Below are 24,502 nucleotides of genomic sequence, written 5' to 3'. Positions count from 1 at the left end.
TCAAGCAAGCGGTTCGAAAGGATGCTGAAATTCGCCTCCTGTGGCTGCAATCTTTGTTGATCGCCTTATTTTTGCACGTTCAATGTTTTAAGCTGACATGTCAACATCCAAAATCATCGGCACTTGCGGCATTTGTGGACGCGATCTCATCGAAGGCCGTTCCATCAACGAGCATCACCTCAAACCCAAAACCTACAAGGGCACGGAAACCGTGACGCTCCATGTCGTTTGTCATACCAAAATCCACTCCATTTTCACCGAACGTGAACTGCTGGATTTTTACCACACCCTCGAGCGCTTGCGGGACCATCCCGAAATGGAAAAATTCATCAAATGGGTCAGCAAAAAGGAACCTGATTTCAGGGACAGGAACCACCTGACCAATGCCCGGCGAAGCCGGAGACATTGATTGCAAATCGTTGCGCTTAGGGATCGAGTTTGACCACAAGAAATCCCCCGACCGTCAATCCGCCAAATTCCCGTTCATGCAAGTATGCACTTGTTTGCGGAAAATCTTCGAATTTGGAATGCATCCATGTTTCGCGGCTCTCTTGCTCAAACACGAGATACTTGAGACGGTAGGACTTGCATGCCGCAAGCAGCTTGGCATCAAATTCCGCAAAACCTTCCGTCCCTTGGGCTGGAAACGTCAATCCTTCATGAAACCAAAGTGCAGGTGAAACCGAAGGCCTGCCTGTCAAGCCATAAACGATGCTCAAGTCCCCAAAAAGCAGGAAATTCCCTTCCCGCGCATTCATCCATTCGACAAATTCCCAAGGTTTCAAGTCCCCCCATACGTAGGGCGCTTGGTAGTTGAGGAATCCCCATTGCCGATCAACGGGTAATTCGGAATTGAATGGGAATTGGTCGGTAAAGTCCAAGGCGAAGCGTGGTTCATTCGTTTGCTTGTGGAATTGCCATGTGCTCCACATGCCGCTGACAAAAAGCAGAATCGACAACCCATTGAGCAACGGCGGCAGCCAAACCGGCCGGAAGCGCACGTCGCCTGCGAATCCGCGCAGCCATTCCCGCCAGAAAATATGTCCCAAGCCGATCGCGACAAAAACCAAAGGCAAGCCGTTTTGCGGCTGATTCAAGGTGAAATGCATGAAAAAGCTGCACGTCACTGTCAAGCCAATGCCCAAAATCAACAAACGAATCGGCGGCCAATCATTTCTCAGGCGTTGTTGTATGAAGCGAATCAAAACTTCGACAGCCAAAAGCAAAAACGGAACATACAACAAGTAGCGATGGATGAAATCAAAGCCCCCAAGTACCTGAAAAGGATACCACGCGATGGTCCGGATCGTCTTGAAGGGCCCGTAGGTCCATTCTTCAAGTCTTTGATCTGCAATTGTTTGTGGGAGTGTCCAGAATCCTTGCCAAAATCCAGGGCTGCCAAGTCCCGCGTCTCCAACCATCAAGATGAGAAGGATAAAAGCCGGCATCAGCCCGCCAAGCAATGGCAAAATCAGATTTTTCCATTCCCGAATCGGAAACCAGCAGATCAAAACGATCAAAATCAGCGGAAAAACGAAAAATCCGGGACTTTGCTTGCTCAGAATTGCGAATAACGCGATCGTGGGCAGCGTGGATAAAAGTCCAAATCGCCATCCTCCGTTCATTTTCGCAGCCAATGTAGCCACGTAAACGGCCAAGAGAATGAAAAAGAAGGCATGCTGTTCCAAGTAGGGCACACCCATCGGCGGATAAAACACGACAGCGCTGAGTGCTGCATAACCTCCTGATAGCCAGCGCGGCCCTTTTGCCAGCAACAACACGCCATAGACCAGCAGCGCAAAAAGACCATTGAAAACCGCCGCGTGCAAGCAATAGGCGAACCAATTCACCCCGAAAATCTGAAAAAATATGGCTTGGATAAATGAAGGAGCGAAGCCGCTAGGGGAGGAGAAGTCCACAAAAAATCGTTGTCCCTGCAGCAACCGCCATCCGCCATCAAAAACGATGGAGCTGTCGAGCGGGTTCATGCCCTGCCTGCCGTACCACAAGGAAATGGCGAAGCCAAACAAAAACAGCCCCGCTGCAAGCAAAATGTGCCCAATTCGCCGAATATTGAGGGGCTCTGCCAAATCAGAGGTCGGCCAATTGGAAGGTGTCTCCGCTTTGGAATCCGCCTTTTTCTGTGCGCTTGACCGTGCCGCATTCGTGGTAGGGGTCGTGCTCATAAAAAAGTACGATGCCTTCGTCGACGAGCCAAGGCAGGAATTCCTCACGCTCCGCCAAGGTCAGCAAAGGCCTTGTATCATAGCCCATTACATAAGGTAGCGGCAGGTGTCCGAAGGTCGGAAAAAGGTCGGCAGCGTAGAGAATCTTGCGGCCTTTGTAGTTGATCAATGGCAATTGCATCCCGTCGGTATGGCCGTTGACAATCTTGAGCGAAATGTCAGGGAACAATTCCGATTCGCCATCGAGGAGCCGCAGTTGCCCGCTTTGCACGATGGGTTGGATGTTTTCGTCGTAGAAACTTGCTTTTTCACGGGGATTGGGCGCCAAGGCCCAAGCGAGGTGGGATTTTTGCAGCCAAAAATGGGCATTGTCAAACACCGTTTCGTAGCGCTCCTTACCCGGATGCCATTCGGTCGAGCCGCCGCAATGGTCAAAATGAAGGTGGGTGAGAATCACGTCCGTGATGTCTTCCTTGCCAAATCCCAGCGCTTCGAGACTGCGGTCAAGGGTGCTATGACCATGATCGACGCCGTAAAGTCCGGAGAATTTTTCATCGTATTTATGCCCCAAACCGTTGTCTACCAAGATCAACCGGTTGGCATCCTCGATGAGCAGGCAACGCATGGCCATGTCGATGCGGTTGCGGTCATCTGCCGGATTTGTCTTTTGCCAGATCGGCTTGGGTACGACCCCAAACATCGCCCCACCGTCCAATCGGAAGCGGCCCGTCTCAATCGCGTAAAGTTTCATGAAGCTAATTTAGCTGTTTTGACGGTTTGATCAGTCTTCATTCTCCAAAGAAGGCTATTCGGCAACCTAGATTTTCTCTAAATTGCCCGCCGATGTCCCGAATGGTTTCCCGTTTTTACCTTGTTCCATTGTTGTTGCTGCTGGCAATCTGGTCGGGTCATTTTATCCAACAAGGCTCCTTTGACATCGACGGCGAACGGTACTACAGTTTGTTTGACGATGGGATGATCAGCATGACTTACGCCAAGAACTTGACACAGGGCCATGGACTGAATTGGGCCAAATTCGGGGATCCAGTCGAAGGGTTTTCCAGTCCATTATGGACATTTTTGATGGTTCCGTTCCAACTTTTGCCCATCGCCTGGAGCAAGGTCAGCTTGGTTTTTGCCATCTTCTGCGCCGGAATTCTCGGGTTGAATATCGTGGTGCTGAATCGCATTTTGCACCTCCGTTTAGGAATCGAATCCGTTTTGCCGCGCATTGCAGCTACTTTTTCCCTCGCCTTTCTTTATCCGCTGAATTTCTGGTCGCTTGTCGGCATGGAATGCGGCCCGCAGGTCCTGCTTTTTTTGTTGGGAATCGATCAATTCCTGGCATTCGAAGCGCAGCACCAAACAAAACACCTGCATCGATTGGGACTCGTGCTCGCGGCTGCGCTGTTGCTGCGCATGGACATGGTGTTTTTTGTCGGACTCACCATTTTGTTTTTGGCACCCTGGCTGATCCGGCATCGGAAAGAAGCGCTGAAATTCCTGTTGATCGCAGGCGGCCCGATGGCCATATATCTGGTATTCAGGCTGGTCTATTTCCACGACTTTTTTCCGAATACCTATTATCTTAAGCTGTACAAAATTCCGCTGGACATTCGGATCGATCGGGCATGGTTTCATTTTAAAGTTTGGGCCGAGCCACTTTGGCTGGTTTGGGTATTGCTGCCCTTGATGATGATTCCCTTGCGAAAGAACAAAGCGATGTGGCTTTCCCTGGCGCTGATAGTCACCTACTTGGCCTACAACCTATATGCTGGCGGGGACGCTTGGGAGGAGTCTGGGGTCGGGGCGAATCGGTTCACTATCATCACTTTGCCTTGGGTTTTGCTGATTTTGACCGCTGGCGGATACGAATGGGCCAAGCGTTTGAAGGGAGCGACTGGAATGGTTTTGAAGAATGCGTTGCCCACGTTGGCATCGCTGCTTGTTTTTGTGCTCATCAACGGATTGATGTTTGTGGGGAAATTTGACGCGCATTGGCAACGATTTTGGGTCAAGGAACCGCCCTACAATACCCAATACCAGATGTGGAATGTGATGAAGGCTTTGGAGGTAAATCGCAGTTTTGGAACGGCAAACCGCGTCGCGGTCGTACAGGCGGGTGATCTTGGCTATTTTTCCAACTGCGAATTGGTCGATGTTTTGGGCTACAACAACCGTGAGATTGCAAGATTGGCACCCTATTGGGACCTCCGGTCCACCCCGGCCGATTTTTATATTCCCGGTCATACAAAGGTGGATTATCGACATGTGATTGCGGATTTGCAGCCGGATTGCCTCCTAGATCGATGGCTAAGGCATTCTCCTTCAATTGCGTATGAATGCGATAGCCTGTTACTTGCCCACGACTACGCACCGCGCCCACAAGGCGGATGGCTCAAAAAGGACTTTGTAAGAAGAGACAAATAGCTTGATTTCCAGTGGCTTTGAACTCCGATTTTCATTCGACCAAAAAGCCACTATTTTTGCACTCATATTCCAATGCCCTGATGAAGGTACATTTCATAGCGATCGGAGGCAGTGTGATGCACAATCTTGCCATCGCACTGCACAATCTTGGCCATGTCGTGAGCGGCTCCGACGATGAAATCTATGAGCCTGCAAGCGGTCGTTTGGCCGCAGTTGGTCTGCTCCCTGCTACATTTGGCTGGGATGCCACGCGTATCCATGAAGGTTTGGATGCCGTCATCGTCGGCATGCACGCCAAAGATGGCAACCCCGAATTGGACCGCGCACGTGCCTTGGGCATCAAAATCTGGTCCTTCCCCGAATTCTTGTATCAGCATAGTCGCAACAAGCAGCGTGTCGTCATCTGCGGCAGCCATGGCAAAACCACGATCACCTCGATGGTGATGCATGTTTTGAAGGGCATGGGACGCAAATTTGACTACATGGCCGGTGGCCAAGTCGAAGGATTTGACACCATGGTCGGTCTCAGTGACGATGCGCCGATCATCATCCTGGAAGGCGACGAATACTTGGCAAGTCCCTTGGACAGGCGTCCCAAGTTTCGCGTCTATCAGCCGCATATCGCCTTGATTTCGGGCATTGCATGGGACCATATTAATGTGTTCCCGACTGAAGCCGAATATATCGGGCAATTTGAACAACTCGTTGCGCAGATGCCCAAGGCGGGCGCACTCGTGTACAATGACGACGATAAGGAAGTACGCCGCATCATCAAACGCTTTTCCAAGCCCGATGAGCACTACCTCCATCCCTATACCACTCCGGATTTTCGCATCAAGGACCATGCATTTGAGCTTCGGATGCTGGGTTCGGCGACGCCGTTGCAGGTGATCGGTCGCCACAACATCAGCAATATCTCCGGTGCTTGGGAAGTCTGCAAGCTGCTCGCTGTGCAACCTGCAGAGTTTTTGAAGCATATTTCGACGTTCAAAGGCGCCGCAAAGCGCTTGGAAAAGATCCACGACGATGGCAAAAATGTCATCTACAAGGATTTTGCCCATTCCCCAAGCAAGGTAAAGGCCACGGTCGAGGCCGTCATCGAATTGTATGGCAGGAACCTATTGGTTGCTTGTTTGGAGTTGCACACGTTCAGCAGCTTGAACAAAGCCTTTTTGAGCCAATACAAGAAGACGCTCAAGGGCCTGAAGCACAAGATTGTATTCATCGATGCCCATACGCTGCAGATGAAGAACTATCCGGCAATCTCCAAAGCAGAGCTTGTTGAGGCTTTTGCAGACGACGAGATTCAGTATGCAACCAATGTCGAAGAGCTGAAGCGCCTGGTTGCTGCCCAACGGACAGCATCGGGGAACGTGTTTTTGATGATGTCGAGCGGCAATTTTGCCGGTCAAGACCTCAAAACCCTCTGTTTGGGTGAATGAGGATAACTTTTTGGAGTTTTTTTCGACCCATTTCGAGGAAAGTAGGCAATGGGTTGGAATTAAGAAATAATGCTTGTACATTTGCAGTCCCTTAAACGTATTGATGAGGCATGGCTAAGAAAAGTAAAGACAATAGAATTCAGGTGATTTTGGAATGCACCGAGCACAAGACATCTGGGTTGTCTGGCACGTCACGTTACGTGACCATGAAAAACCGGAAAAATACGCCCGGTCGTATGGAGTTGAAGAAATTCAACCCCATTATGAAAAAGTACACAGTCCACAAAGAGATCAAATAAGAAAACGTCATGGCAAAGAAGGTCGTTGCAACACTGAAAGATAAGACCCGTGTCAACTTGACAAAGGTCATTTACCCGATTCGCAATGAGAAGACGGGCGCTTACATGTTCAAAGAAGAAATGATTCCTCAGGATCAGGTCAAGGATTTCTTGACCAAAAACAAGCTCTAAGCTTCGTTAAATCCTTGTGGATGCAGAAATATAGAAAGCGGGCCTTGGCCCGCTTTTCCTGTTATATCACATTCCGACAGGTATCTTTTGCCCTCCCATCCGGGAAAGACGCTGATTGCTTATGACTTGCACCAAAAATTTGCATGCCAATCCAAGCCCCGCGCATCAGTTTAGGGAACCATAAAGCTCAAAATTTCGCCTTATTTTTCAGCAGGCTTCAAAATAGGGTGGATCAACCTCGAGGGATCAAATTCGCCCATGATATAGCCTTCGGGAACTTTGAACAGCCATTTGTCTTGTGCGCCAGGCGTGATGGTCATGGCTTGTTGAATCGTCACGACGTCACCCGCATGCGTACGGCGGGTTTGTAAAGGAATCTTTCTGATGCCGGCGGCGAGAAAGGCAGGCTGCTGCAGTTTCAAGCTATCGATCAATTGCCCACCAAAGTAGATGGAGTCGTTTACCCAGATTTTCTCGACTCGTTTGTCCAGTGTCAAGCTCCACGCAACACAGGGATGAGCCGCAACCGTTAGCTTTTCAGTCAGCACTTTGGGTTTGGCAACATAGCCGGTCCAAAAAATATCGGAGATCATGTCAGCTGTTTTGCGCCCTTCGTCGAGTAGCCAAAAGGTCTGCGTCTCACCATCCCAAAGGACCTGCGACTGCAATTCCCCGCTTTTGCCGCCGTGGTACCGATAGAGGAGGCCATTTTGCCCCACAAACATGGTCATGGAATCGGCGAGATAGGGTTTTGTCGCCGGATTCAGTTTTCCCTCGTAGCGGATCCTGAATCCGATCACCCCTTCAAACGGGGGAATGGTGGCTGAGTCATTCAGAAGTACCTCCTGCGCGTGTGCACTCAACGTGCTCAGGAGAAATGCCACAGCAAAAATAGCCTTGATATGTCGTTGCATTCTTCTTGGATATGCCAAAGGCGGGAAATCCCGCCTTTGGTTGATGATTTTTTCAAATGGAAGCAAAAAGCCTGCCATTACATGCCCATTCCCATTTTGGACATGTCAAAGTCTTCTTTGGCATAACCCTTTGGGAATTTGAACATGGACTTACTTGGAGCTTTTGTGCTGACTTCGTTGGCGGTGATCGTCACGGTCATTCCCATTTGCGAAGTCATGATTTTCAATGGCGTTCCCGGTACACCCTTGGCATCCAGCATGCCTGACATTCCGCCGCCAGCGCTTTTTTCCGATTTCGGAATTGCGAATTTGTCGGTCGTCCACAAGTAGGATGTGTTTTCGCCTTGCGGTGTTTGGCTCACGACGGTGTACTTCTGGCATTCGTAGCCCGCGATGGTCAACACTTCGTCTTCCTTGGTCACGGTCGGGTCAGCGGCAGCCGCATCGTCGTCACCTTCTTTTTTCATTTTGGCAGGATCCATCACGTAGATGGTTTCTTCGCTGTCCTTGATCATGTAGCTGATGCCGGTTTTGGTTTTTGTGATGGTGCGACCCATCGCCATCGCTGCCATGCCACCTTTGATTTCGGTGATAACATCGGTTTTGAGCACCGTGATTTCCATGCCGGTCGGCAACATCGCTTTGTAAGCTTCGATGCCTTCTCCATCCATGTTGAAGTCATATTTGATGGTACCTTGGAATGGCGACTGGGCAAATGCAGTGCTTGCAATCACCAACAAGGCCCAAAAAATGGAATTGATTTTTTTCATTTCGGATTTAGAATAATTGAACTGCAAATTTAAGGAGAATATTCTTTTTCGACTACTGCCTTTGACGATTTCAGAGGGGTAGACGTTGTTTGTACATACGAATGAAATCTGACACTGCCGGATCATCTGCCATACCGTAGTAAGTTGTCGCATCCCTCGGAGGAATCTTGGCATACAAGGTATTGAGGCAAATGCCGTTGATTTCAACCTCAGGTTGCCAGAATCGCAGTCGATTCTGGATTTGTAATGCCGGATTTTCCCCGATGACATTCGCCCGGAATATAAAAATCGGCTTGCCAGACTGCTTTGCGAGTGCGGTGATGCGGAGGTTTTCTGTTCTGCACGGACTTTTGAGTTCCTCGCCGGCAATCGGCGCGTAGTCAATGGCAATCTCATCTGACAGGACGGATAGGCTTTTGGAATGTAGTGCCTCGTGGCGCGCACCAAATGAAATCAAGGCATCGGGCATTTTTGTGCGGATGTGATCCAGGATTTGCCTCCATTCGTTTTCATCGGTCATGAGCCCCCAATCCGCTGCAAGGATCACCCGGCTGACTTTGCAGCCTATGAAGGGCGCCAATGCAGAATCCAATGCAGCATTCAAGTAGCGAAACCAAATTTGCGGAGCCGGAAAATCCTCCGTTGGAAAAAGCTCCTTATAATTGGTCGTGGCAAATACCAGGCTTAATGTGCGTTTTGAATCTTTGAGCAATCGCATGGATTCTTTGGACGGAATGTGGCCAACCACAGGAAGGCCAAAGCTGTCCGCACGCAAAGGCAACTCCAGCAAAATTTCATTCGCATCGGATTCAGCGACGTAGGCCAGATTTTCGGAAAACTCAAATTCGTCTGCTGTTTCATCCATGCGCATCCCCCAAATCAGCGGAATTCCGGACCGTTCCAGGTATTTGGGGCCGCAGCCTGACACTGCGAACGCCAGTAAAATGATCCATGAATATTTGCGCATCGCGGCAAATTTAGGAATTCATCCGCAGTGCTTTCCACGGCGTTGTGCCAGCCAAGCGGCGACTTCGTCCAAATTTTGGGCGTTCACCGCTAAGTCTTTGCTCAGCATCCCTTTGCGTGCCACGATCACGCCTGTTTCATAGTCAGCCAATGCCAGCGCAGAATGCGCATTGGGGTTGATCGCAATCTGAACTCCTTGCGCCACGGCTTTGCGAATGATTTGCCAATCAATGTCCATCCGGCTTGGATGGCAATTCAGCTCCAATGCCACTTGATATTCAGCGCAAGCATCGATGATGGCCTCTACATCAACGGGTTGCCCATCGTGGGCGAGCAGCATGCGTCCCGTCAAATGTCCAATCATGGTCGTGTAGGGATTCTGAATTGCCCTGACCAAGCGGATGGTTGCATCGGATTTGGAGAGTATTTCCTTGGGGTGCATGGAAGCGATGACAAAATCAAAGGTGGCCAGCAACTGATCGGGCATCCCCAAGCTTCCGTCTGCCTGAATTTCCGCTTCAATTCCCTTGAAAATGCGGAATGGAGCCATTTTTTGATTCAGACGGTCGATTTCACGGTGCTGCGCCGAGATGGATTCCGGCGTCAGGCACTTTCCATGATGAAGCGGGCCGTGATCGCTGATTCCGAGATACGCCATTCCCATTTCACGGCAACGCAAAGCCATCGTCTCAATGCTGTCGCTTCCGTCGCTGTATGTGCTGTGGGCATGGAAAAGGCCTTTGATGTCTTGCTGTTGAATGAGTTGGGGTAACCTGCGGCTGAGCGTCAGTTTTACCTCCTCCTTGCCCTCGCGCAATGCCGCAGGCATCAAGGGTAGCCCGGCATCTTCATAGATTTCGGCCTCCGAACGGTAAATCTTGTTTTGGTCGATCGGGATCAATGTTACATGTTCCTCACTTCCAGACCTGCGAAAGCATTCCAAATGATAGTCTGCCCCCCGAAATATGAAATTGAAATGGATCTCTGTATCCCGAACTTTTGCCAATACACGGTCAGTCCCTGCGGTCAAAATTTCATAATCGGGAGTCTTGATCATGTGCAGGATGATCTCGCGGTAAAAATCGGGATCAACAAGAATCTCCAAGCCATTGCAGACGGTGAGGCCGCGCCTGAATTCCCCTACAAAGGTAAATTTGGCATTTGGCCCCAGCAGGTTTTTCAATTCGACTTCGAGGCGTTGGGCAATTGGGCGCAAATCCTGAATGGGGAAATGCTTTGCATTGGCACGGGCTTGAGACAGGCTTTGAAGTACCCGGCTTTGTGTTTTGGGACCGAATCCCTTTTGGTGGACCAGGCGATTTTCCGTGGCAGCATGTTGCAAAGTTGTGGCATCACAAATCCCCATTTCCTTCCAAACCGTGCGAAGTCGTTTAGGACCGAGTCCCGGTAACGGCAACATTGCAAGCACGGGTTTGGGGGTGATTTGCAGCAAGTCCAGCAATGCGGCGGCATCTCCGGTAACCATGATTTCCGAGGCAAGCACCCGCATTTCCGGATTCAAATCCACCAAGGAGTCCAAGTCTGTCGTCAGAAATTCCTTGTTATACTGCTCCTGCGTTCCACGAATGGACGCCGCCGCTGCTCGGATCGTATTCGCTTGAATTTCCTCTCCCGAATGCAATTCGGTCAAATCAGCGAGCAATTCAAGCCGATCCGAAATCGTTTTCCGGTCAAGGAGATGCTGAGATACTTGCAACCGCGGCATTTTGGCGCTGTAATCGAGTGTATGCATAAAAGAGGAAACCAAGGATTTAGAGCAAATCTCAAGCCGACAAAGCATGGTACCCGATTTTGACACGGTCTGCTCAACCAACTGATAACCCCTAGATGAGATTCGGAGGGAAAAGGTTGCATGGGAATGGAGAATTGAAAATGGAAAATGGAGAATGGAAAACGGCGCAGCCAATTGCGCAGCAACAGCGTAGACACATGAAAATGACGGTATTGATTCGCTCAATCAAGGCCTTTGGAAAAAGGACACCACAAGTTACATCACCAAAGCCTTGGGAGACGCACAACCTGTTTACATCGAGGCGAATCGACATCAGGGAAGCCAATCAAAATAGGGGAGGGAGATCTTCGGGGGTGAGGCTCGATTATGGGCAGTGATGCCTTGATGATCAAAACCGTAGTTAACGCCGGCTATCCGGCACAAATTCGAATAGCAAAAATGGATTTTGCATCCGATTCAGCCTCTGGGTAATGAATTTTGTGTCGGGATTGGAACTTCAGTCCATCGAAGGAGCGACGAGTTTCTCCTTGACAGCCTCCTTGGTCACGGAAGCTTTGTCCAGCTTCAATCGAATGTACTCCGTAGGAGGGAGGTCCATGTAAATGAAGTCAATCGGATCTGTTTTGACCTCTTCATAGCTGACTTCGTAGTGCAGGTGTGGGCCTGTGCTCAAGCCTGTGTTTCCACTCAATGCAATCAATTGTCCGCGTTTGACCTCTTGTCCGTTGCGAACGGAGATTTTGGAAAGGTGCGCGTATTTGGACTTGTATCCGTTTTTGTGGTTGAGGTTGAGGCAAATACCGTAACCACTTTCCCCGGTTTCAGCAATTTCAACGACGCCATTGCCACTTGCATAAATCGGCGTTCCGACGGGGCAGGCAAAGTCAAGTCCCTCATGGAACTTGGAAGCACCCGAAACCGGATGATTCCTGTAACCAAATCCACTGATCAACGAACCCATCACCGGCAAAATGGAAGGCATATTTCCGAGCTCGGAGTCCAATTTATCTGCCCGAGAATGCACTTTGTCCAAGCTCAGATTGAGCATCGACAAGTGGGCACGAAGGTTGTTGATGCGCAAATTCGTCTTGTAGGCTGCATTGTTGATGGATTTGTCAAAAATCGCCTCGCCACCCGTTCCTGATTTCCAACGGCTTTGTGGAATCACATGTTCCCCAACAATCGGAAGGTAAAGGGCATTGTCCTTTTCGTAAATCTCGCTGAGGTTGTTTTCAAACCGGTCAATCTTTCCGTTGATGTCATTCAATCGGCCCAACAGCAACTCGTTATCATTGCGCAGATCGGATGACTTCCACTGCACCATGTAGAGGTCGAAGTAGACCTTGCTGCCGATTGCAGCTACAAGTGCAAAAAGAAAATAGAAAGTCGATTTTTTCAGGAAAAAACCCAAAGAAAACTTCTGCGGCTGATACGTGCACGTCTCAGTATCGTAGTAGTAAATCTGTTTTCTCCTGAGCATGAATTGATTTAGAGAATAGACCTCACCTTGAGGGGAACGCAAGTTGCCGATTCTAAGGCAATTAAGCTTGTCTGACTTTTCAACAAATGATCCACAAAAGTGGGTGTCCAATCACTATCCTGATGTGGAGAGTATCTGTTAAGTTGCTGATTGTGAGTATTCAATCAATTTTTGGCTCGGGGAAATTGTGGATAACTGTCGATGTTTCCTGCGCGCTGCTTTGAAGGGCTCCAATCATCAAGGCCATCGAATCTGCTAGTTTTGTGCCGTGGAAAATGGAATTTTTCTTGGATTGGGCTCCAATTTGGGGGATCGGAGGGCTGCCTTGGCAACGGCAATTGAACGTTTGTCAAGCGAAGGAGCCAAGGTCGTACAATCTTCGAAGGTGTATGAAACTCCTCCATGGGGAAACCTTGATCAGCCCGCCTTTCTCAATACCGTGGTAGAAGTCACCTTCAACGGGGAGCCCGAAGAATTGCTTTTTATCATCTTGAAGGTTGAAAACCAATTGGGTAGGGTTCGGTCGGTGCATTGGGGCCCACGGGTCATTGACATCGACCTTTTGGCATTTGGATCCGAAATCATCGTCGGCCAACGACTCTCCGTTCCGCATCCATTGTTGGCGCAACGCGCCTTTGTCCTTGTCCCTTGGGCTGAAATCGCCCCGAATTTCCTTGTCGCTGGGATCGGAAAGACGGTCGCCGAATTGATGGAGGAGCTTCCGATTCAGGACCGACAAGCGATTCGACCATTTCAACCGGATTCGGAAGACATCACCCAAAACGGCAATTCCTAATCAGAACCGATCCTGCCAATCCCTGCGTTTGGTCAATTTCAGATCCTTGAGCGTGGCACTTTTTACGTTGATGGAGAAGTTATAGCTCTTCCGGTCTCCAAATGGAATCCACGTCAGCGACATCTCCCAGCAATGTAGATCACGGTAGAGACTCAAGGACGTGTAGGAAAAGTCCATCTGCTTGAAGTCATAGCCCGTTGTGTAGCCGACTTTCCATTTAGGTGTGAGGTTCACATCACCCGACATGTTGATCGTAAAGGTGGTATCCTTCCTGATTCCAGTGTTGCTGTACAGGAAGTTGGCTGAGAGATTGAGGCGCCACGGAATATTGAAATCAACGTACAAGTCCCGGTAGAGCTTGAGGTCGCTGAGTTCCTCGGGGGTTGCATCGGCTGCCTTGGCTACCTTGCTCTTTTTTGCGGCGAGGGTCGTTCCAAAAGTTACATTGAGATTACTGATTTCGGCCGATACTTCCATCTTGTTCCAGGCAGAAAAGTATTGATTCGCTGTCCTTCATCATTGACAGCGTAGGGATCCAAATTTCCGCTTAATTGGAAATTGAATTTGTTGTTGAAGAAGTTCGTGCGCGCAACAAACGAAAATGGATCCAGGTTAAATTTCTCGGCAGCGAAATTGTATCGCCCATTGAAGCTCAACGCATCCAGCAGGGTTAGTCGTGTATAAGGGTCTTTCTTTTCGGTGGTATCTGCCGGATCCACTTTTGTTCTGTATTTCAGCTCAAGGACGTTGTTAAATCCAAAATTGACCACTTGTTGCTCTCCTGCACCTGGAGAACCTTGGATTCCGCCGGCAAAACGGTTGAAGCGATCTGTTTTGCCCGTTGAATCAATTTGAACCTCTTGGTAAAATCCCCAACGGGCATCGGAAAAGTCTGGCCTGAAGGTATAGCCCACGTTGGGCTGTACCGTGTGGCGCACGGTTGTTTTACGCTTGCCGCCACCACCAAAAAGGCCATAAATCCGGGTGGAGGTGCTTACGGAGAAGTTAAAATCGCGTGCGGCGGCAAAACCGTAGCGATCTGTATAGCCAACCTTGCGGCTGTCAGGGTGGTAATGGTAGTCCCGCGTGCGGAAATACCAGTACTCCTTGTAATTGAAGCTAGGTTGGATGTTGATGTACTTGGCGACATTCAACTGTGTGGAGATGGGGATCGATTGCCCGATGCCATTGTTGAAAAAGCTGAGCGAAGGTTTGGAAACCAGGGAAGTATCCCCATTGCTGATCTCCTGATACGTCACACTCCCCGTCGGATTCCCGAAAATGTCTGCAAGCAATGAATCCGGTACGGAAATCTGGTTTTTCACACTCATCGTGTAGTTCAGGCCGATGTTGTGGTACCAAGGACTTCCAGTTGCATTTTTGCCCTTGAATGGGAAAAAACGTGTACGGTTGAGTGTAAGGCTCGGGAGGTCAAGGCTTACCTGTTTCGTATTCGTGTTTTGGGTATGGTCCAGGTTGAGGTTCAGTCTCCAAGGTGAATTGGCGAAGCTTTGCGTGAAGTTGATGGTTGATTTCAACGTATTCGTCAGGTAATCCTGCTCATTGTAGGAGTTCTGATTGAGAAATCCGGAGGAACCTGCGTTCACATTGGCGGTCAATTTTGCCTGCGGATTGATGGTTTGATTGTGATTCCATTTGAGCCAGAAGTTGGACTGCACGCTCCGGAATTCTTCAGGGTCGTCTTTCTCGCCAAATTTCTGCACCCCATATTCTACCTGGAAATTTCCTTCGTAGCGGTATCGTTTGTTGTAGGCCGAGCCAACTTCCAGGCGATAGCCACCTTTGGAGAAGATATCACCCCGCAGCAACAAGTCCACATGATCGCTGATTGCCAGATAATAACCCCCATTTCGGAGGAAGAAACCGCGGTCGGCACTTTCTCCATAGGTTGGCATCACGATCCCCGACCGGTGCCCGGTTTGGTTGGGAAAAAATCCGAAAGGCACCACGAGCGGCAACGGAAAGTCCTCGATCACAAGCATGAGAGGTCCTGTGATGATTTTGCTGCGTGGAATGACCTTTAACCTGCTCGACTTGATGTAGTAGTGTGGATGTTCCAATTCGCAGGAGGTGAATTGCCCGTTCTTGATGTAGTAGGTCGAATCGTCCTCCTTCTTGACAAATTGCCCGATGATATAGTTTTCGTCTTGTTTGGTGCGTGCCATGGTGACAAGACCGCGCTTGGTCTTGAAATTATAGGCAATTCGATTTGCACTATACTTTTGGTCATTCTCCGCAAAGGCTGGCCGACCATTTTTCTGTCCCATGCTGTCCACTAATCCATCCGCATACATCTGATTCAGTTCCCAATTGACAGCAACAGAGTCGGCGTCGAGGGTCATTTCATCGTACTTCAATGCCCCGTTTTTATGGAGATACAGCGTTTTTGTCTCCATATCGAGGACCATGTAGTCGTCTGCGCTGTACGTAATCGACTTTTTGAGGTCACTCTTCTTCTCCAAATCGGCCAATTTCAGCGATTGGAGGGAGTCGGACTTGGGATCGGTGTTTTTGGCAACCTTTTTGATTGTATCCCCGGGAGCGACAATGCTGTCCGTGGGAACCGTTTGCTGCGCGTTTGCGTATGATCCGACGGTCAACAAAGACAGCAGGAGCATAAAATGTATGAAAAAAAGTACAAAAACGCGGTGCATTCTGGAATCAATAGATTGAAAAGCTCTCTCTTTATCGCGAATTTTGTGCCAAATTAACGGTTCGCTCGTTATTTATATGAAAAAACTCAAGCTGTATCATTGGTTGCTTCTCCTGATGGCAGGCTTCGTGGTAAGTTCGTTCCACACGCCGACCAAACCTGCCAACGACGGTAAGATCAGGACAATCGTGATCGATGCGGGGCATGGTGGCAAGGATCCGGGTGCATTGGGTTCGGTTGCAAAAGAAAAGGACATCACATTGGCCATTGCAACTGACCTCAAAAAGACGCTCAATGAAAAGTTGCCGGAGATCAAAGTCGTCATGACACGCGACGATGATACCTTCATCGAGCTTTCCAACCGTGCCGGCGAAGTCGCGAAAAACGAAGCCGACTTCTTCATTTCCATCCATTGCAATAGCAACAAAAACAAGGAAGCTTTTGGTTCTGAGACCTATGTACTCGGAAATCACAAGGCTGAAGCTAACATGGACGTGGTGATGCGGGAAAACGCGGTGATCATGTTGGAAGATGACTATGAGGAAGTTTACGAGGGATTCGATCCCAACTCGGTTCCTGCCTACATCTTCTTTCAATACGTGACCAATGTTCACCTTGAAATGAGCAACAAGATGGCCCTCAAGGTGCAAGATCAATTCGCCAACCGCGTCGGGCGCCGCGACCGTGGGGTCAAACAGGCCGGTTATCTCGTGTTGTGGCGCGCGAGCAAGCCCGCGATCCTCATCGAAACCGGATTCATTTCCAACAAAGACGAGGAGACCTTTCTCAATTCGGAGAATGGCAAAAGCTTCATGGCAAGTGCCATTTACCGCGCCGTGAGGGATTACAACGCCGAAATAACGGGCATCAAAGGCGAAGCTTCAGGCGGAGACAAATAGACCGCAAGGCGCTTGGAGCGGTCGTTTGGGACTGATTGGAGGAGATCTTTCAATTTTTTTCTTCCATCCGAAAAAACGAATTCCGCTGTAAAGCAACCATTTAGCATTTGAGGGTATCTAGCCTTTTGTGTGGGACATTCTTTCCACATCGGTTTTTTCGTTAGCTTTAACGACGGAATTAATGTTTTAACCTCTGCTATTTTGAAGCTGAACAACGAGACCAAGGTCGGGATTTTGGCGGCGGTGGCTGTCACGCTGCTCATCCTCGGATTTAATCTACTCAAAGGAGAAAAAATCTTTGTGAGCGGATTCGAATTGAAATCCTACTACGACAACATCGCCGGACTGGGAACGGGCAACCCGGTGCTTTACAACGGTTTCCGCGTTGGTCAGGTCAAGAACATCGACATCAACAAAAGCACGGGCAAGATCGAAGTCCGGTTTTCGCTCGACAAAGGCCTTGAAATTCCTTACGATTCAAAGGCGATCATTGCGAATGCAGACTTGTTGGGATCCAAAGCTATCCGGATCGAGCGTGGCACCAAACCCCAAATCGTTGAAAATGGCGGAACTTTGGTCGGTGAAGTCGAGCAATCTTTGGAGGAGCGAATCGAAGACGAAATTCTGCCGATCAAGGACGATGTCGCAGGTCTGATCAAGAACTTGGAGCAATTCGTCGGATGGCTCAACAATACCATGGACGAAAGTGCCGGCAACAAAGTCGACAAAATCCTGGACGATTTCGTGAGCACGAGCCGCAACTTTTCACGCGCAAGCTACCGCGTCGACACGCTGATGGGTACCTTTCAGGCCGTGGCCGGCAACGCCAACAAGATCGTCAAGAACATTAAAAATCAGAATGAGACCATCACCCGCGTGATGGAAAATACGGCCAAATTCACCGATTCCTTGGCCTCCGCTGCCGGATCGGTCAAAATGATCGCCGAGCAAAGCTCCTCCATGATCCAAAACATCAACGGTCTTATGACCGATGTTGAAAGCGGCAAAGGCACCTTGGGCATGCTGCTCAAAGACGACAAGCTCTACAACAACCTGAATAGCAATTCGGCACGATTGGACTCGCTGTTAGAGCATTTCCAAGGCGAACCCCGCATTCCCGTGAACCTGCGCGTGAGCCTCGGCGACCCCGAAGGCAAGGAGCGTGCACGCCTCATGAAGGAAAGCCGCAAAGCACAAAAAGGCAAATAATTTCTAATGTAGAATGGAGAATGCAGAATGGAGAATGACGCCATTCTGCATTTTACATTTTCAATTTTCCATTCTCAATTCGCCATTCTGCTTAGTTTTGAGGCATGACATTACTTCTATTAAATATCCATCAGCTGCATTGTGTCGCCAATCGCGGCGAATTGAAGAAATCCGGTTTCGAAATGGCTGACTCGAGCATGATCGAAAATGCCTATGTCTACGTCGAGAATGGTTTGATTCGATCTGTCGGGCGAATGGATCATATCACAAGTACTTTCCAGGAGGCCGACGAAATCATTGACTGTGAGGATCGATTGGTCCTTCCTGGATTTGTCGACAGCCATACGCATCTTGTCTTTGCCAAGGGTCGGGAAACGGAATATGTCGACCGCATCAAAGGCTTGAGCTACGAAGACATTGCCGCCCGCGGCGGTGGCATCCTCAACAGCGCCAAGCGCCTCCGCGAAATGTCGGAGGAGCAATTGCTGGAATCTGCGGTGGCACGTGCCTGGGAAATCCTGTCTTGGGGCACGACGACGGTCGAGATCAAAAGCGGCTACGGCTTGACAATCGAAGACGAATTGAAGATGCTGCGTGTTGCCAAACGCATTTCGCAGTGGTGTCCGATTCGCATTCGCACCACTTTTCTCGGCGCGCATGCAGTCCCCGCCGAATTCAAAGGTAACCAAACCGGCTACGTCGATTTGGTGGTCAATGAAATGCTGCCGCGCGTCGCGGAAGAAAAATTGGCCGATTTCATTGATGTATTCTGCGACAAAGGCTATTTCACAGTTGAAGAAACGGCCCGCATCATTCAAGCCGGCGCCAAATACGGCCTCCGCGCCAAAATCCACGCCAACGAACTCGCCAATTCGGGTGGGGTGCAGGTCGGTGTCGCCAACAATGCCTTGAGTGTCGACCACCTTGAATGCATCGGCGCAGACGAAATCAAGGCACTTCTGCGCTGCCAAACGATTCCGACGGTTCTGCCTGGTTGTTCATTTTTCTTGGGAATCCCCTTTGCGCCGGCACGTCAAATGATCGACGAAGGCCTTCCGGTCTGCATTGCCAGCGATTTCAATCCCGGCAGCAGCCCGGGTGGAAACATGCAGTTCATGATGAGCCTTGCCTGCACCAAAATGCGGTTGTTGCCCGAAGAAGCGTTGGCAGCCATCACATTAAATGGTGCCGCAGCCCTCGGCATGAGCCACGAAATCGGCAGCATTGAACCCGGAAAGCGCGCCGACTTCGTCATTACGGCCCCGATGGAAAGCCTTGCTGCGCTACCTTATTACTATTGCCGCGATCAGGTTGAAACTGTGATCATCAATGGGAAGGAAGTGGGGGAGGAGTGAGAAGTGAAAAGTGATTAGTGAAAAGTGAACAGTAAGAAGTCTAGATTGAAATTTCAATGAAGGAGAAGTACATTGAACAAATCATTCTCAATTTTCCATTTTCCATTCTCAATTCCCGATTAACTTTGCCGCTCAAATAAGAAAATGCAATGGCAGCAGTAACTCCTTATACAGCCCCTGATTATTATCTCCTCGACGACCTTTTCAGCGAAGAACTGAAAATGATCCGTGGTGCGGTGCGCGATTTTATCGACGCCAAAGTTATGCCCGACATTGAAGAATGGGCGCAGAATTGCAAATGTCCGACCCATTTGATTCCCGAAATCGGAGCCTTGGGCATCTTTGGGCCCTCATTGCCAAAGGAATACGGCTGCGCCGGATTGGATGAAATCGCCTACGGCGTGATCATGCAGGAAGTCGAGCGCGCGGACTCCGGACTTCGGTCGATGGTTTCAGTCCAAGGATCGTTGGTGATGTACCCGATTTACCGCTACGGAACCGAGGAACATCGCCGCAAATACCTTCCAAAGCTGGCTTCTGGCGAAATGATGGGCTGTTTCGGCTTGACCGAACCCGATCACGGGAGCAACCCCGGCGGCATGACGACCCACTTCAAGGAAGATGGCGACTTCGTGATCTTGAACGGTGCCAAAACCTGGATCAGCAATTCGCCATTTGCCGACATTGCGGTGGTCTGGGCCAAGGACGAGCAGGGCAAAATCCGCGGATTGATCGTGGAGCGCGGCATGGAAGGCTTCAGCACCCCTGAAATCCACAACAAGTGGTCGCTCCGCGCATCGACGACCGGCGAATTGGTATTCGACAATGTCCGTGTGCCCAAGGCGAATCTTTTCCCCGACGTACGCGGCCTAAAAGGACCGATGAGCTGTCTGGACAGCGCCCGTTACGGGATTGCTTGGGGCGCGATTGGCGCGGCCATGGCCTGCTACGACAGCGCATTGAAGTATTCCAAGGAACGCATTCAATTTGACAAGCCGATCGCGAGCTTCCAATTGCAGCAAAAGAAACTCGCCGAAATGATCACCGAGATCACCAAGGCACAGCTCCTCACATACCGCCTCGGCCAACTCAAAAATGAGCACAAGGCGACAAGTGCGATGATTTCGATGGCCAAGCGCAACAACGTGATGATGGCCTTGACCGTCGCCCGCGAAGCTCGTCAAATGTTTGGCGGCATGGGCATCACCGGCGAATACCCGATCATGCGCCACATGATGAACCTCGAAACGGTCATCACCTACGAAGGCACCCACGACATCCACTTGCTCATCACGGGCATGGACATCACTGGAATCTCGGCGTTTCGCTAGTCTTGATAAAATTCAATAAAACGCATTAAATCAGGCTCTTGAGGCAAAAACTCTGTTCGAATATCTACAAGAACAGTTCGAAGTCGATGTCCGTTCCATTTGCCGTATGTAGTAGTTGTCTGGCTTTTCCAGAGCCACATTCCTGACGGGTTTGTGAATGGTAAGTTTTCACTGCTGTCAAGCAGCAAGGTGTCGCGCACCTCTTCGAAGGCTAGAATATGATTCTTTGTACGCCTCAGTGAATTGGGGATGGCAATTTTTTCCGTATCAAAATAGAGGGAAGGGCAGGATGACAGTGAATCTGAGTTTGCTTGGTGCAGAGCTGGAAGATGCCAATTTGAAAATGAACGCGGTAAAAACCCCTCCCCGTCATAGCCCCCGTATTGTAATGGGTACGGCTTGGAGCCAAGGTCAAGGACGATGATTTCTGTTCCTCCGCCACCACACTGTCTCGAATAATAGTGGATTGAAACGATATTTTCCACATTTCTCAATCCATATGCAGGCAAAATTTCAATGTCGTATCCGACCCTAGGGAGAGAAAACTCCCATAATTTTGATTGCGATGGAAGGTCATATTTTTCCAATCGCCAGTTTGTACTACGGTTAAATTTCCGACCTGAAATTTCTGGTACTAGAAAAAAACGAGAACTGTCTGCTTCCAGAGTTTGCACTGCGATGTCCATTTCCCTGACCCAGAGGTTTCTATCTGAGTGCGCAATTCGAAGCCAATTGATGTACTTCCCGGTAGGGTAGGTGTAGGTTGTGCTGTCTGAACGCACCACTTCGAAGATTTGTTCGGTATAATCTACTGCCCGTCCGATCACGTTGACTGGTTCGCCGTTGGAGAGTTTTTGAGGCAAGAGGCTGTCCATGGAAGGCCATGAAAAGAGTGATGTCGCTGGTAGATAGGTTTTGGGGTCCTTCAAATAGAGTGAACTCAGGTTTCGAATTGTATCAATACGAAGTGGTAGTTGCTTTTCGGAAATCAGCTTCCACCTGATCCCTTGGGGCGGAGCATCCTCAGTTTGGGCGAAGGAGAGGTTTGTATGCACTACCAAGAAAAATGAGTAACCAAGTAGAAGCTTGAGCCAATTGCCCAAAGAAAGTCGATTTTTTTGAAAACGGGGCTTCTGCATGGCTGAATATACGAAAGTACATCCGAGTAAATTGAAAATTTATCGAGACTAAACGGCTGGGTCCTTGCTCGGGTTGCGAAGCTGCGGTGATGTTGATCATCATGGATCTCTGATCAACTTCGAATTTCACGAATCGCTTGGGTCATGCGAGCATGTAGCGATAGGCGAAGTCGTCAATCACGTACGGTTCGCCTACTCTCGATTTCAAGTCGTACAATTCCCAATTGCTCTTCCTTCCCTTGACATGTTTGCTATCACGCAGTCCAAGGGTCGTGATCGTATAGGTGGCGCGCTGTTGGTCAAATTCGGATGCCTTTGGGTTTGGTTCGATCTGCCAAGTACTGAAATCGATGATGAAAAATCGTTCGAAGGAATAGCCCTCCTCGTCTGGGGCGATCAATCTAGGGGCATCACTCCATTTTTCCTTTTTGAATCCTTGGCAATTGGGACATGAGAAATAGAGGTTTTCCCATTTGCACACCAGAAGGTAGAATTCAGGAATCGATTTTGGACGGAAATGGTCGATCGAATTCTCCCACTTTCCAAGGGGATGAGAGTCGCAATAGGCGCAATGTTCCTGAGAGGCAGAACTTAATAGTTCACTCAATGGCTTATTGATTTTTTCGTGGTCGAGTTGGGGCCACTGAAAACGAGCACCGGCATCGATTGTACGGCGCGTAGCATAGGCATCTCCCCACTTTTGCCAGTTCTCTTTGAGATAAGTTGGTTCGTCAGGACGTTTGAAGGGAAGCATTCCTAGTGAATAAGTTGTCGATTAAGGATTCGCGCAGCTTGTCTTAGTTCGAGACTCACATAGCTGTGCATTTCTGGACTCTGGCTCGCTAGTTTCATTCCCAATTTGTTGAAGGTTAGCCAAGTAGAGTCAGTAGAGCCCTTGAGTACCTCTTGGCGAAGTTGATAGAATTCATCAAGCTGTGTCTGGGCCTCGATGCCAAACTCCTCTTTAATATCAAACACCTCCTCCAAAATGGTGCGGTAACTTTGGGCATCTTCAGAACGTCTAGGCTCGCCATCGAAAACGGAATGGCCGTTTTCATCCAATTTGAACTTGTATACCCAAGCATCATCGACAGAACCGATCACAAATGGTGAATGCGTCGTGATAAAGATCTGCGCCTTTGGGAAGAGCTGTTGAATGACCGGCAGAATGCGGCGTTGTGCTTTGGGGTGCAGGTGGATGTCTATTTCGTCCAGAAAGAGGGTGAACCGTGAGTTCAACGAATCGGGAAATTGGCTTAGGCGATAAATTAGGTCTGCCAGCCATCCGATCAGCGATTGATAGCCCAGCGCTAAACCTTCTGCATCGGTCATTTCGTCTTGAACTTTGATTCGTACGCCAAGGTTTTTTTCATCAATCGCAAATCCAACCGATCTTCCAAGAATCCTTGAGATCGTCTCGTTGACTTTTTTCAATTCGGCCTCATACTTCAGAGCTTCTTCCTTTGCATTGCGACGAATGGCAAATGCTGCCTTGGTATCGCAATCCATAACCCATTGGAAAAGCGCCTCGTTAACCGATTCTTTGTCCCAAGAAATGCCCTCGGCCAGAAGCCGCTGATCGTAAAAGTCGCGGCCAGGTTTCGCAAATGCAGTTTTCAGAAATCGGGAAGCATTGTAGGCAAAAAAAAGATATGAGCCATTCTCCGCTTTTGTCAAGGAACCAGAAAAGTATTTCGAGAAAAAATCATCAAGTGGATTTAAGAATGAAGTTTCACCTTTTTGATCATTGGTTTTGCCGACGGTGTGGCCTCCAAAATCAATCGAGAAGCAAGAATTCGATTTTGCCATCTTTTGCTCAATACGCCAGTTAGATTGACGATTATACAAGATGTTTCCGTCCTTGTCCGTAGTTCGCCCATACCATCCCTCAAAACACGTCATAGCCTCCAACAGCGTCGTCTTACCGGTCCCATTCTCCCCGACGAAAATATGAATCTCAGCTTTGTCCTTAGCAGGGCTTTCCTTGAACTCCAAATCTAGATGCTCAAAAACCCCGACTTTGTCCAAAACCAGCCTTCTGATTCTCAAATCTTCCATTTCTGTACTTTTCACTGTGAACAAAGATAGCATTATTGATCGAAATCAATCAGACGCCAACTAAACTAACGTTTGTAGCTCGTTATATGCAAACCATTGATCGTCAATGTAATTCCTCGATTCGCATACAAGCACTGCTTTCATCTTTGTTGCACCTCGATGATCCCGGTCAGAATGCCAGATCACCCCTCCTTCAATTTCTTGAAGCGGTTCGTTTCCAATTTCTTCTGAGCAAAATCCAACCAATCGCCATCAATACGAGCCCAATACTTCCAAAAACCAAATGGTACCAATTGAACAGCTGCAAAAAGGCCACTTGAAAGCTGATCCAACCAAAAAGGATGCTGCCTTGGGCGAAAATCAAGTAGGGATAGTGTTTCACCTTTCCAATCGAAAGCCCCGCGGCGAGGAGGTTCAATATGCCGTTGCAAACAAACAGAGTGATACCCGGAATCAGGAAGTCTGAGAAGGGCGAATGCTGCAAAACGGCAACGGTGGCACCCATTCCGGCACCGGAAGGGTCGGCGATGAAACTGTATCCGGCGGGCAAGGCCCCGATTGCAGTCAAGATCATGAGCACAATGGCCAGAATTCGAAGGGATTTTTCTGATTTCATTGGTGAATTCGAAC

23 protein-coding genes are annotated in these 24,502 nt (G+C 49.3%); 10 read left to right on the top strand and 13 right to left on the bottom strand.

The window, feature by feature from the left end; genetic code table 11:
- The first annotated feature begins 97 nt into the window (after window positions 1-97).
- Complete coding sequence (locus IPN95_13580) at window positions 98-409, top strand: HNH endonuclease (GenBank protein ID MBK9450410.1); 312 nt, start codon at window positions 98-100, stop codon at window positions 407-409.
- A 16-nt stretch (window positions 410-425) separates the two neighbouring features.
- On the opposite strand, the gene IPN95_13575 is transcribed toward IPN95_13580, so the two are convergent.
- Together IPN95_13575 and IPN95_13570 are read right to left on the bottom strand one after the other, a co-directional pair.
- Window positions 426-2,186 (bottom strand): hypothetical protein, encoded by a 1,761-nt coding sequence (locus tag IPN95_13575; GenBank protein ID MBK9450409.1) that lies wholly within the window; start codon window positions 2,184-2,186, stop codon window positions 426-428.
- Complete coding sequence (locus IPN95_13570; GenBank protein MBK9450408.1) at window positions 2,092-2,937, bottom strand: MBL fold metallo-hydrolase; 846 nt, start codon at window positions 2,935-2,937, stop codon at window positions 2,092-2,094. Before IPN95_13570 ends, IPN95_13575 begins: the two co-directional genes overlap by 95 nt.
- Before the next feature lie 101 nt (window positions 2,938-3,038).
- Here IPN95_13570 and IPN95_13565 point away from each other — a divergent pair, with 101 nt between their 5' ends.
- From IPN95_13565 to IPN95_13550, 4 genes are all read left to right on the top strand, one after another.
- Window positions 3,039-4,616 (top strand): hypothetical protein, encoded by a 1,578-nt coding sequence (locus IPN95_13565; GenBank protein MBK9450407.1) that lies wholly within the window; start codon window positions 3,039-3,041, stop codon window positions 4,614-4,616.
- A gap of 80 nt (window positions 4,617-4,696) precedes the next feature.
- Window positions 4,697-6,058, top strand: coding sequence for a peptidoglycan synthetase (locus tag IPN95_13560; protein ID MBK9450406.1), 1,362 nt, complete (start codon window positions 4,697-4,699; stop codon window positions 6,056-6,058).
- A gap of 110 nt (window positions 6,059-6,168) precedes the next feature.
- Complete coding sequence (rpmG, locus tag IPN95_13555) at window positions 6,169-6,357, top strand: 50S ribosomal protein L33 (protein ID MBK9450405.1); 189 nt, start codon at window positions 6,169-6,171, stop codon at window positions 6,355-6,357.
- Between the two features lie 9 nt (window positions 6,358-6,366).
- Window positions 6,367-6,528, top strand: a complete 162-nt coding sequence (locus IPN95_13550; protein ID MBK9450404.1) for a DUF4295 domain-containing protein — start codon at window positions 6,367-6,369, stop codon at window positions 6,526-6,528.
- A 200-nt stretch (window positions 6,529-6,728) separates the two neighbouring features.
- On the opposite strand, the gene IPN95_13545 is transcribed toward IPN95_13550, so the two are convergent.
- From IPN95_13545 to IPN95_13525, 5 genes are all read right to left on the bottom strand, one after another.
- The gene (locus tag IPN95_13545; GenBank protein MBK9450403.1) at window positions 6,729-7,442 is read right to left on the bottom strand and encodes a hypothetical protein; all 714 of its coding nucleotides are present in this window, start codon (window positions 7,440-7,442) and stop codon (window positions 6,729-6,731) included.
- Between the two features lie 77 nt (window positions 7,443-7,519).
- Entirely contained in the window at window positions 7,520-8,212 is a 693-nt protein-coding gene (locus tag IPN95_13540; GenBank protein ID MBK9450402.1) for a DUF4412 domain-containing protein, read from the bottom strand.
- Window positions 8,213-8,282: 70 nt separating this feature from the next.
- Window positions 8,283-9,179, bottom strand: coding sequence for a hypothetical protein (locus tag IPN95_13535; GenBank protein ID MBK9450401.1), 897 nt, complete (start codon window positions 9,177-9,179; stop codon window positions 8,283-8,285).
- 18 nt (window positions 9,180-9,197) lie between these two features.
- Entirely contained in the window at window positions 9,198-10,931 is a 1,734-nt protein-coding gene (locus tag IPN95_13530; GenBank protein MBK9450400.1) for a PHP domain-containing protein, read from the bottom strand.
- A gap of 496 nt (window positions 10,932-11,427) precedes the next feature.
- The gene (locus IPN95_13525; GenBank protein ID MBK9450399.1) at window positions 11,428-12,411 is read right to left on the bottom strand and encodes a M23 family metallopeptidase; all 984 of its coding nucleotides are present in this window, start codon (window positions 12,409-12,411) and stop codon (window positions 11,428-11,430) included.
- A gap of 268 nt (window positions 12,412-12,679) precedes the next feature.
- Here IPN95_13525 and folK point away from each other — a divergent pair, with 268 nt between their 5' ends.
- A complete protein-coding gene (gene folK, locus IPN95_13520; GenBank protein ID MBK9450398.1) occupies window positions 12,680-13,207 on the top strand; it encodes a 2-amino-4-hydroxy-6-hydroxymethyldihydropteridine diphosphokinase in 528 nt (175 codons plus the stop codon).
- Here the strand turns inward: folK and IPN95_13515 are convergent, their stop codons facing one another.
- Entirely contained in the window at window positions 13,208-13,684 is a 477-nt protein-coding gene (locus tag IPN95_13515) for a hypothetical protein (protein ID MBK9450397.1), read from the bottom strand. It lies immediately after the preceding gene.
- Window positions 13,648-15,846: an LPS-assembly protein LptD gene (locus tag IPN95_13510; protein MBK9450396.1), complete on the bottom strand. Its 2,199-nt coding sequence runs from the start codon at window positions 15,844-15,846 to the stop codon at window positions 13,648-13,650. Before IPN95_13510 ends, IPN95_13515 begins: the two co-directional genes overlap by 37 nt.
- Window positions 15,847-15,958: 112 nt before the next feature.
- Here IPN95_13510 and IPN95_13505 point away from each other — a divergent pair, with 112 nt between their 5' ends.
- The 4 genes from IPN95_13505 to IPN95_13490 all read left to right on the top strand — a co-directional run bounded on the left by IPN95_13505 (window position 15,959) and on the right by IPN95_13490 (window position 20,675).
- Window positions 15,959-16,780, top strand: coding sequence for an N-acetylmuramoyl-L-alanine amidase (locus IPN95_13505; protein ID MBK9450395.1), 822 nt, complete (start codon window positions 15,959-15,961; stop codon window positions 16,778-16,780).
- A gap of 201 nt (window positions 16,781-16,981) precedes the next feature.
- Entirely contained in the window at window positions 16,982-17,989 is a 1,008-nt protein-coding gene (locus IPN95_13500) for an MCE family protein (GenBank protein ID MBK9450394.1), read from the top strand.
- Window positions 17,990-18,093: 104 nt separating this feature from the next.
- The gene (locus IPN95_13495) at window positions 18,094-19,344 is read left to right on the top strand and encodes an imidazolonepropionase (GenBank protein ID MBK9450393.1); all 1,251 of its coding nucleotides are present in this window, start codon (window positions 18,094-18,096) and stop codon (window positions 19,342-19,344) included.
- A 149-nt stretch (window positions 19,345-19,493) separates the two neighbouring features.
- The gene (locus tag IPN95_13490; GenBank protein ID MBK9450392.1) at window positions 19,494-20,675 is read left to right on the top strand and encodes an acyl-CoA dehydrogenase family protein; all 1,182 of its coding nucleotides are present in this window, start codon (window positions 19,494-19,496) and stop codon (window positions 20,673-20,675) included.
- On the opposite strand, the gene IPN95_13485 is transcribed toward IPN95_13490, so the two are convergent.
- The 4 genes from IPN95_13485 to IPN95_13470 form a co-directional block, all read right to left on the bottom strand.
- On the bottom strand, window positions 20,672-21,814 hold the full coding sequence (locus IPN95_13485; protein MBK9450391.1) for a hypothetical protein: 1,143 nt from the start codon (window positions 21,812-21,814) through the stop codon (window positions 20,672-20,674). The genes IPN95_13490 and IPN95_13485 overlap by 4 nt on opposite strands.
- A 142-nt stretch (window positions 21,815-21,956) precedes the next feature.
- Window positions 21,957-22,568, bottom strand: a complete 612-nt coding sequence (locus IPN95_13480; protein ID MBK9450390.1) for a hypothetical protein — start codon at window positions 22,566-22,568, stop codon at window positions 21,957-21,959.
- A gap of 2 nt (window positions 22,569-22,570) precedes the next feature.
- Window positions 22,571-23,887: an AAA family ATPase gene (locus IPN95_13475; GenBank protein ID MBK9450389.1), complete on the bottom strand. Its 1,317-nt coding sequence runs from the start codon at window positions 23,885-23,887 to the stop codon at window positions 22,571-22,573.
- Window positions 23,888-24,065: 178 nt separating this feature from the next.
- The gene (locus tag IPN95_13470; GenBank protein MBK9450388.1) at window positions 24,066-24,488 is read right to left on the bottom strand and encodes a hypothetical protein; all 423 of its coding nucleotides are present in this window, start codon (window positions 24,486-24,488) and stop codon (window positions 24,066-24,068) included.
- Window positions 24,489-24,502: the final 14 nt, after the last annotated feature.

Source organism: Bacteroidota bacterium (assembly GCA_016718825.1).
GTDB lineage: Bacteria > Bacteroidota > Bacteroidia > J057 > JADKCL01 > JADKCL01.
This window is presented reverse-complemented; position numbering and strand designations above follow the sequence as displayed.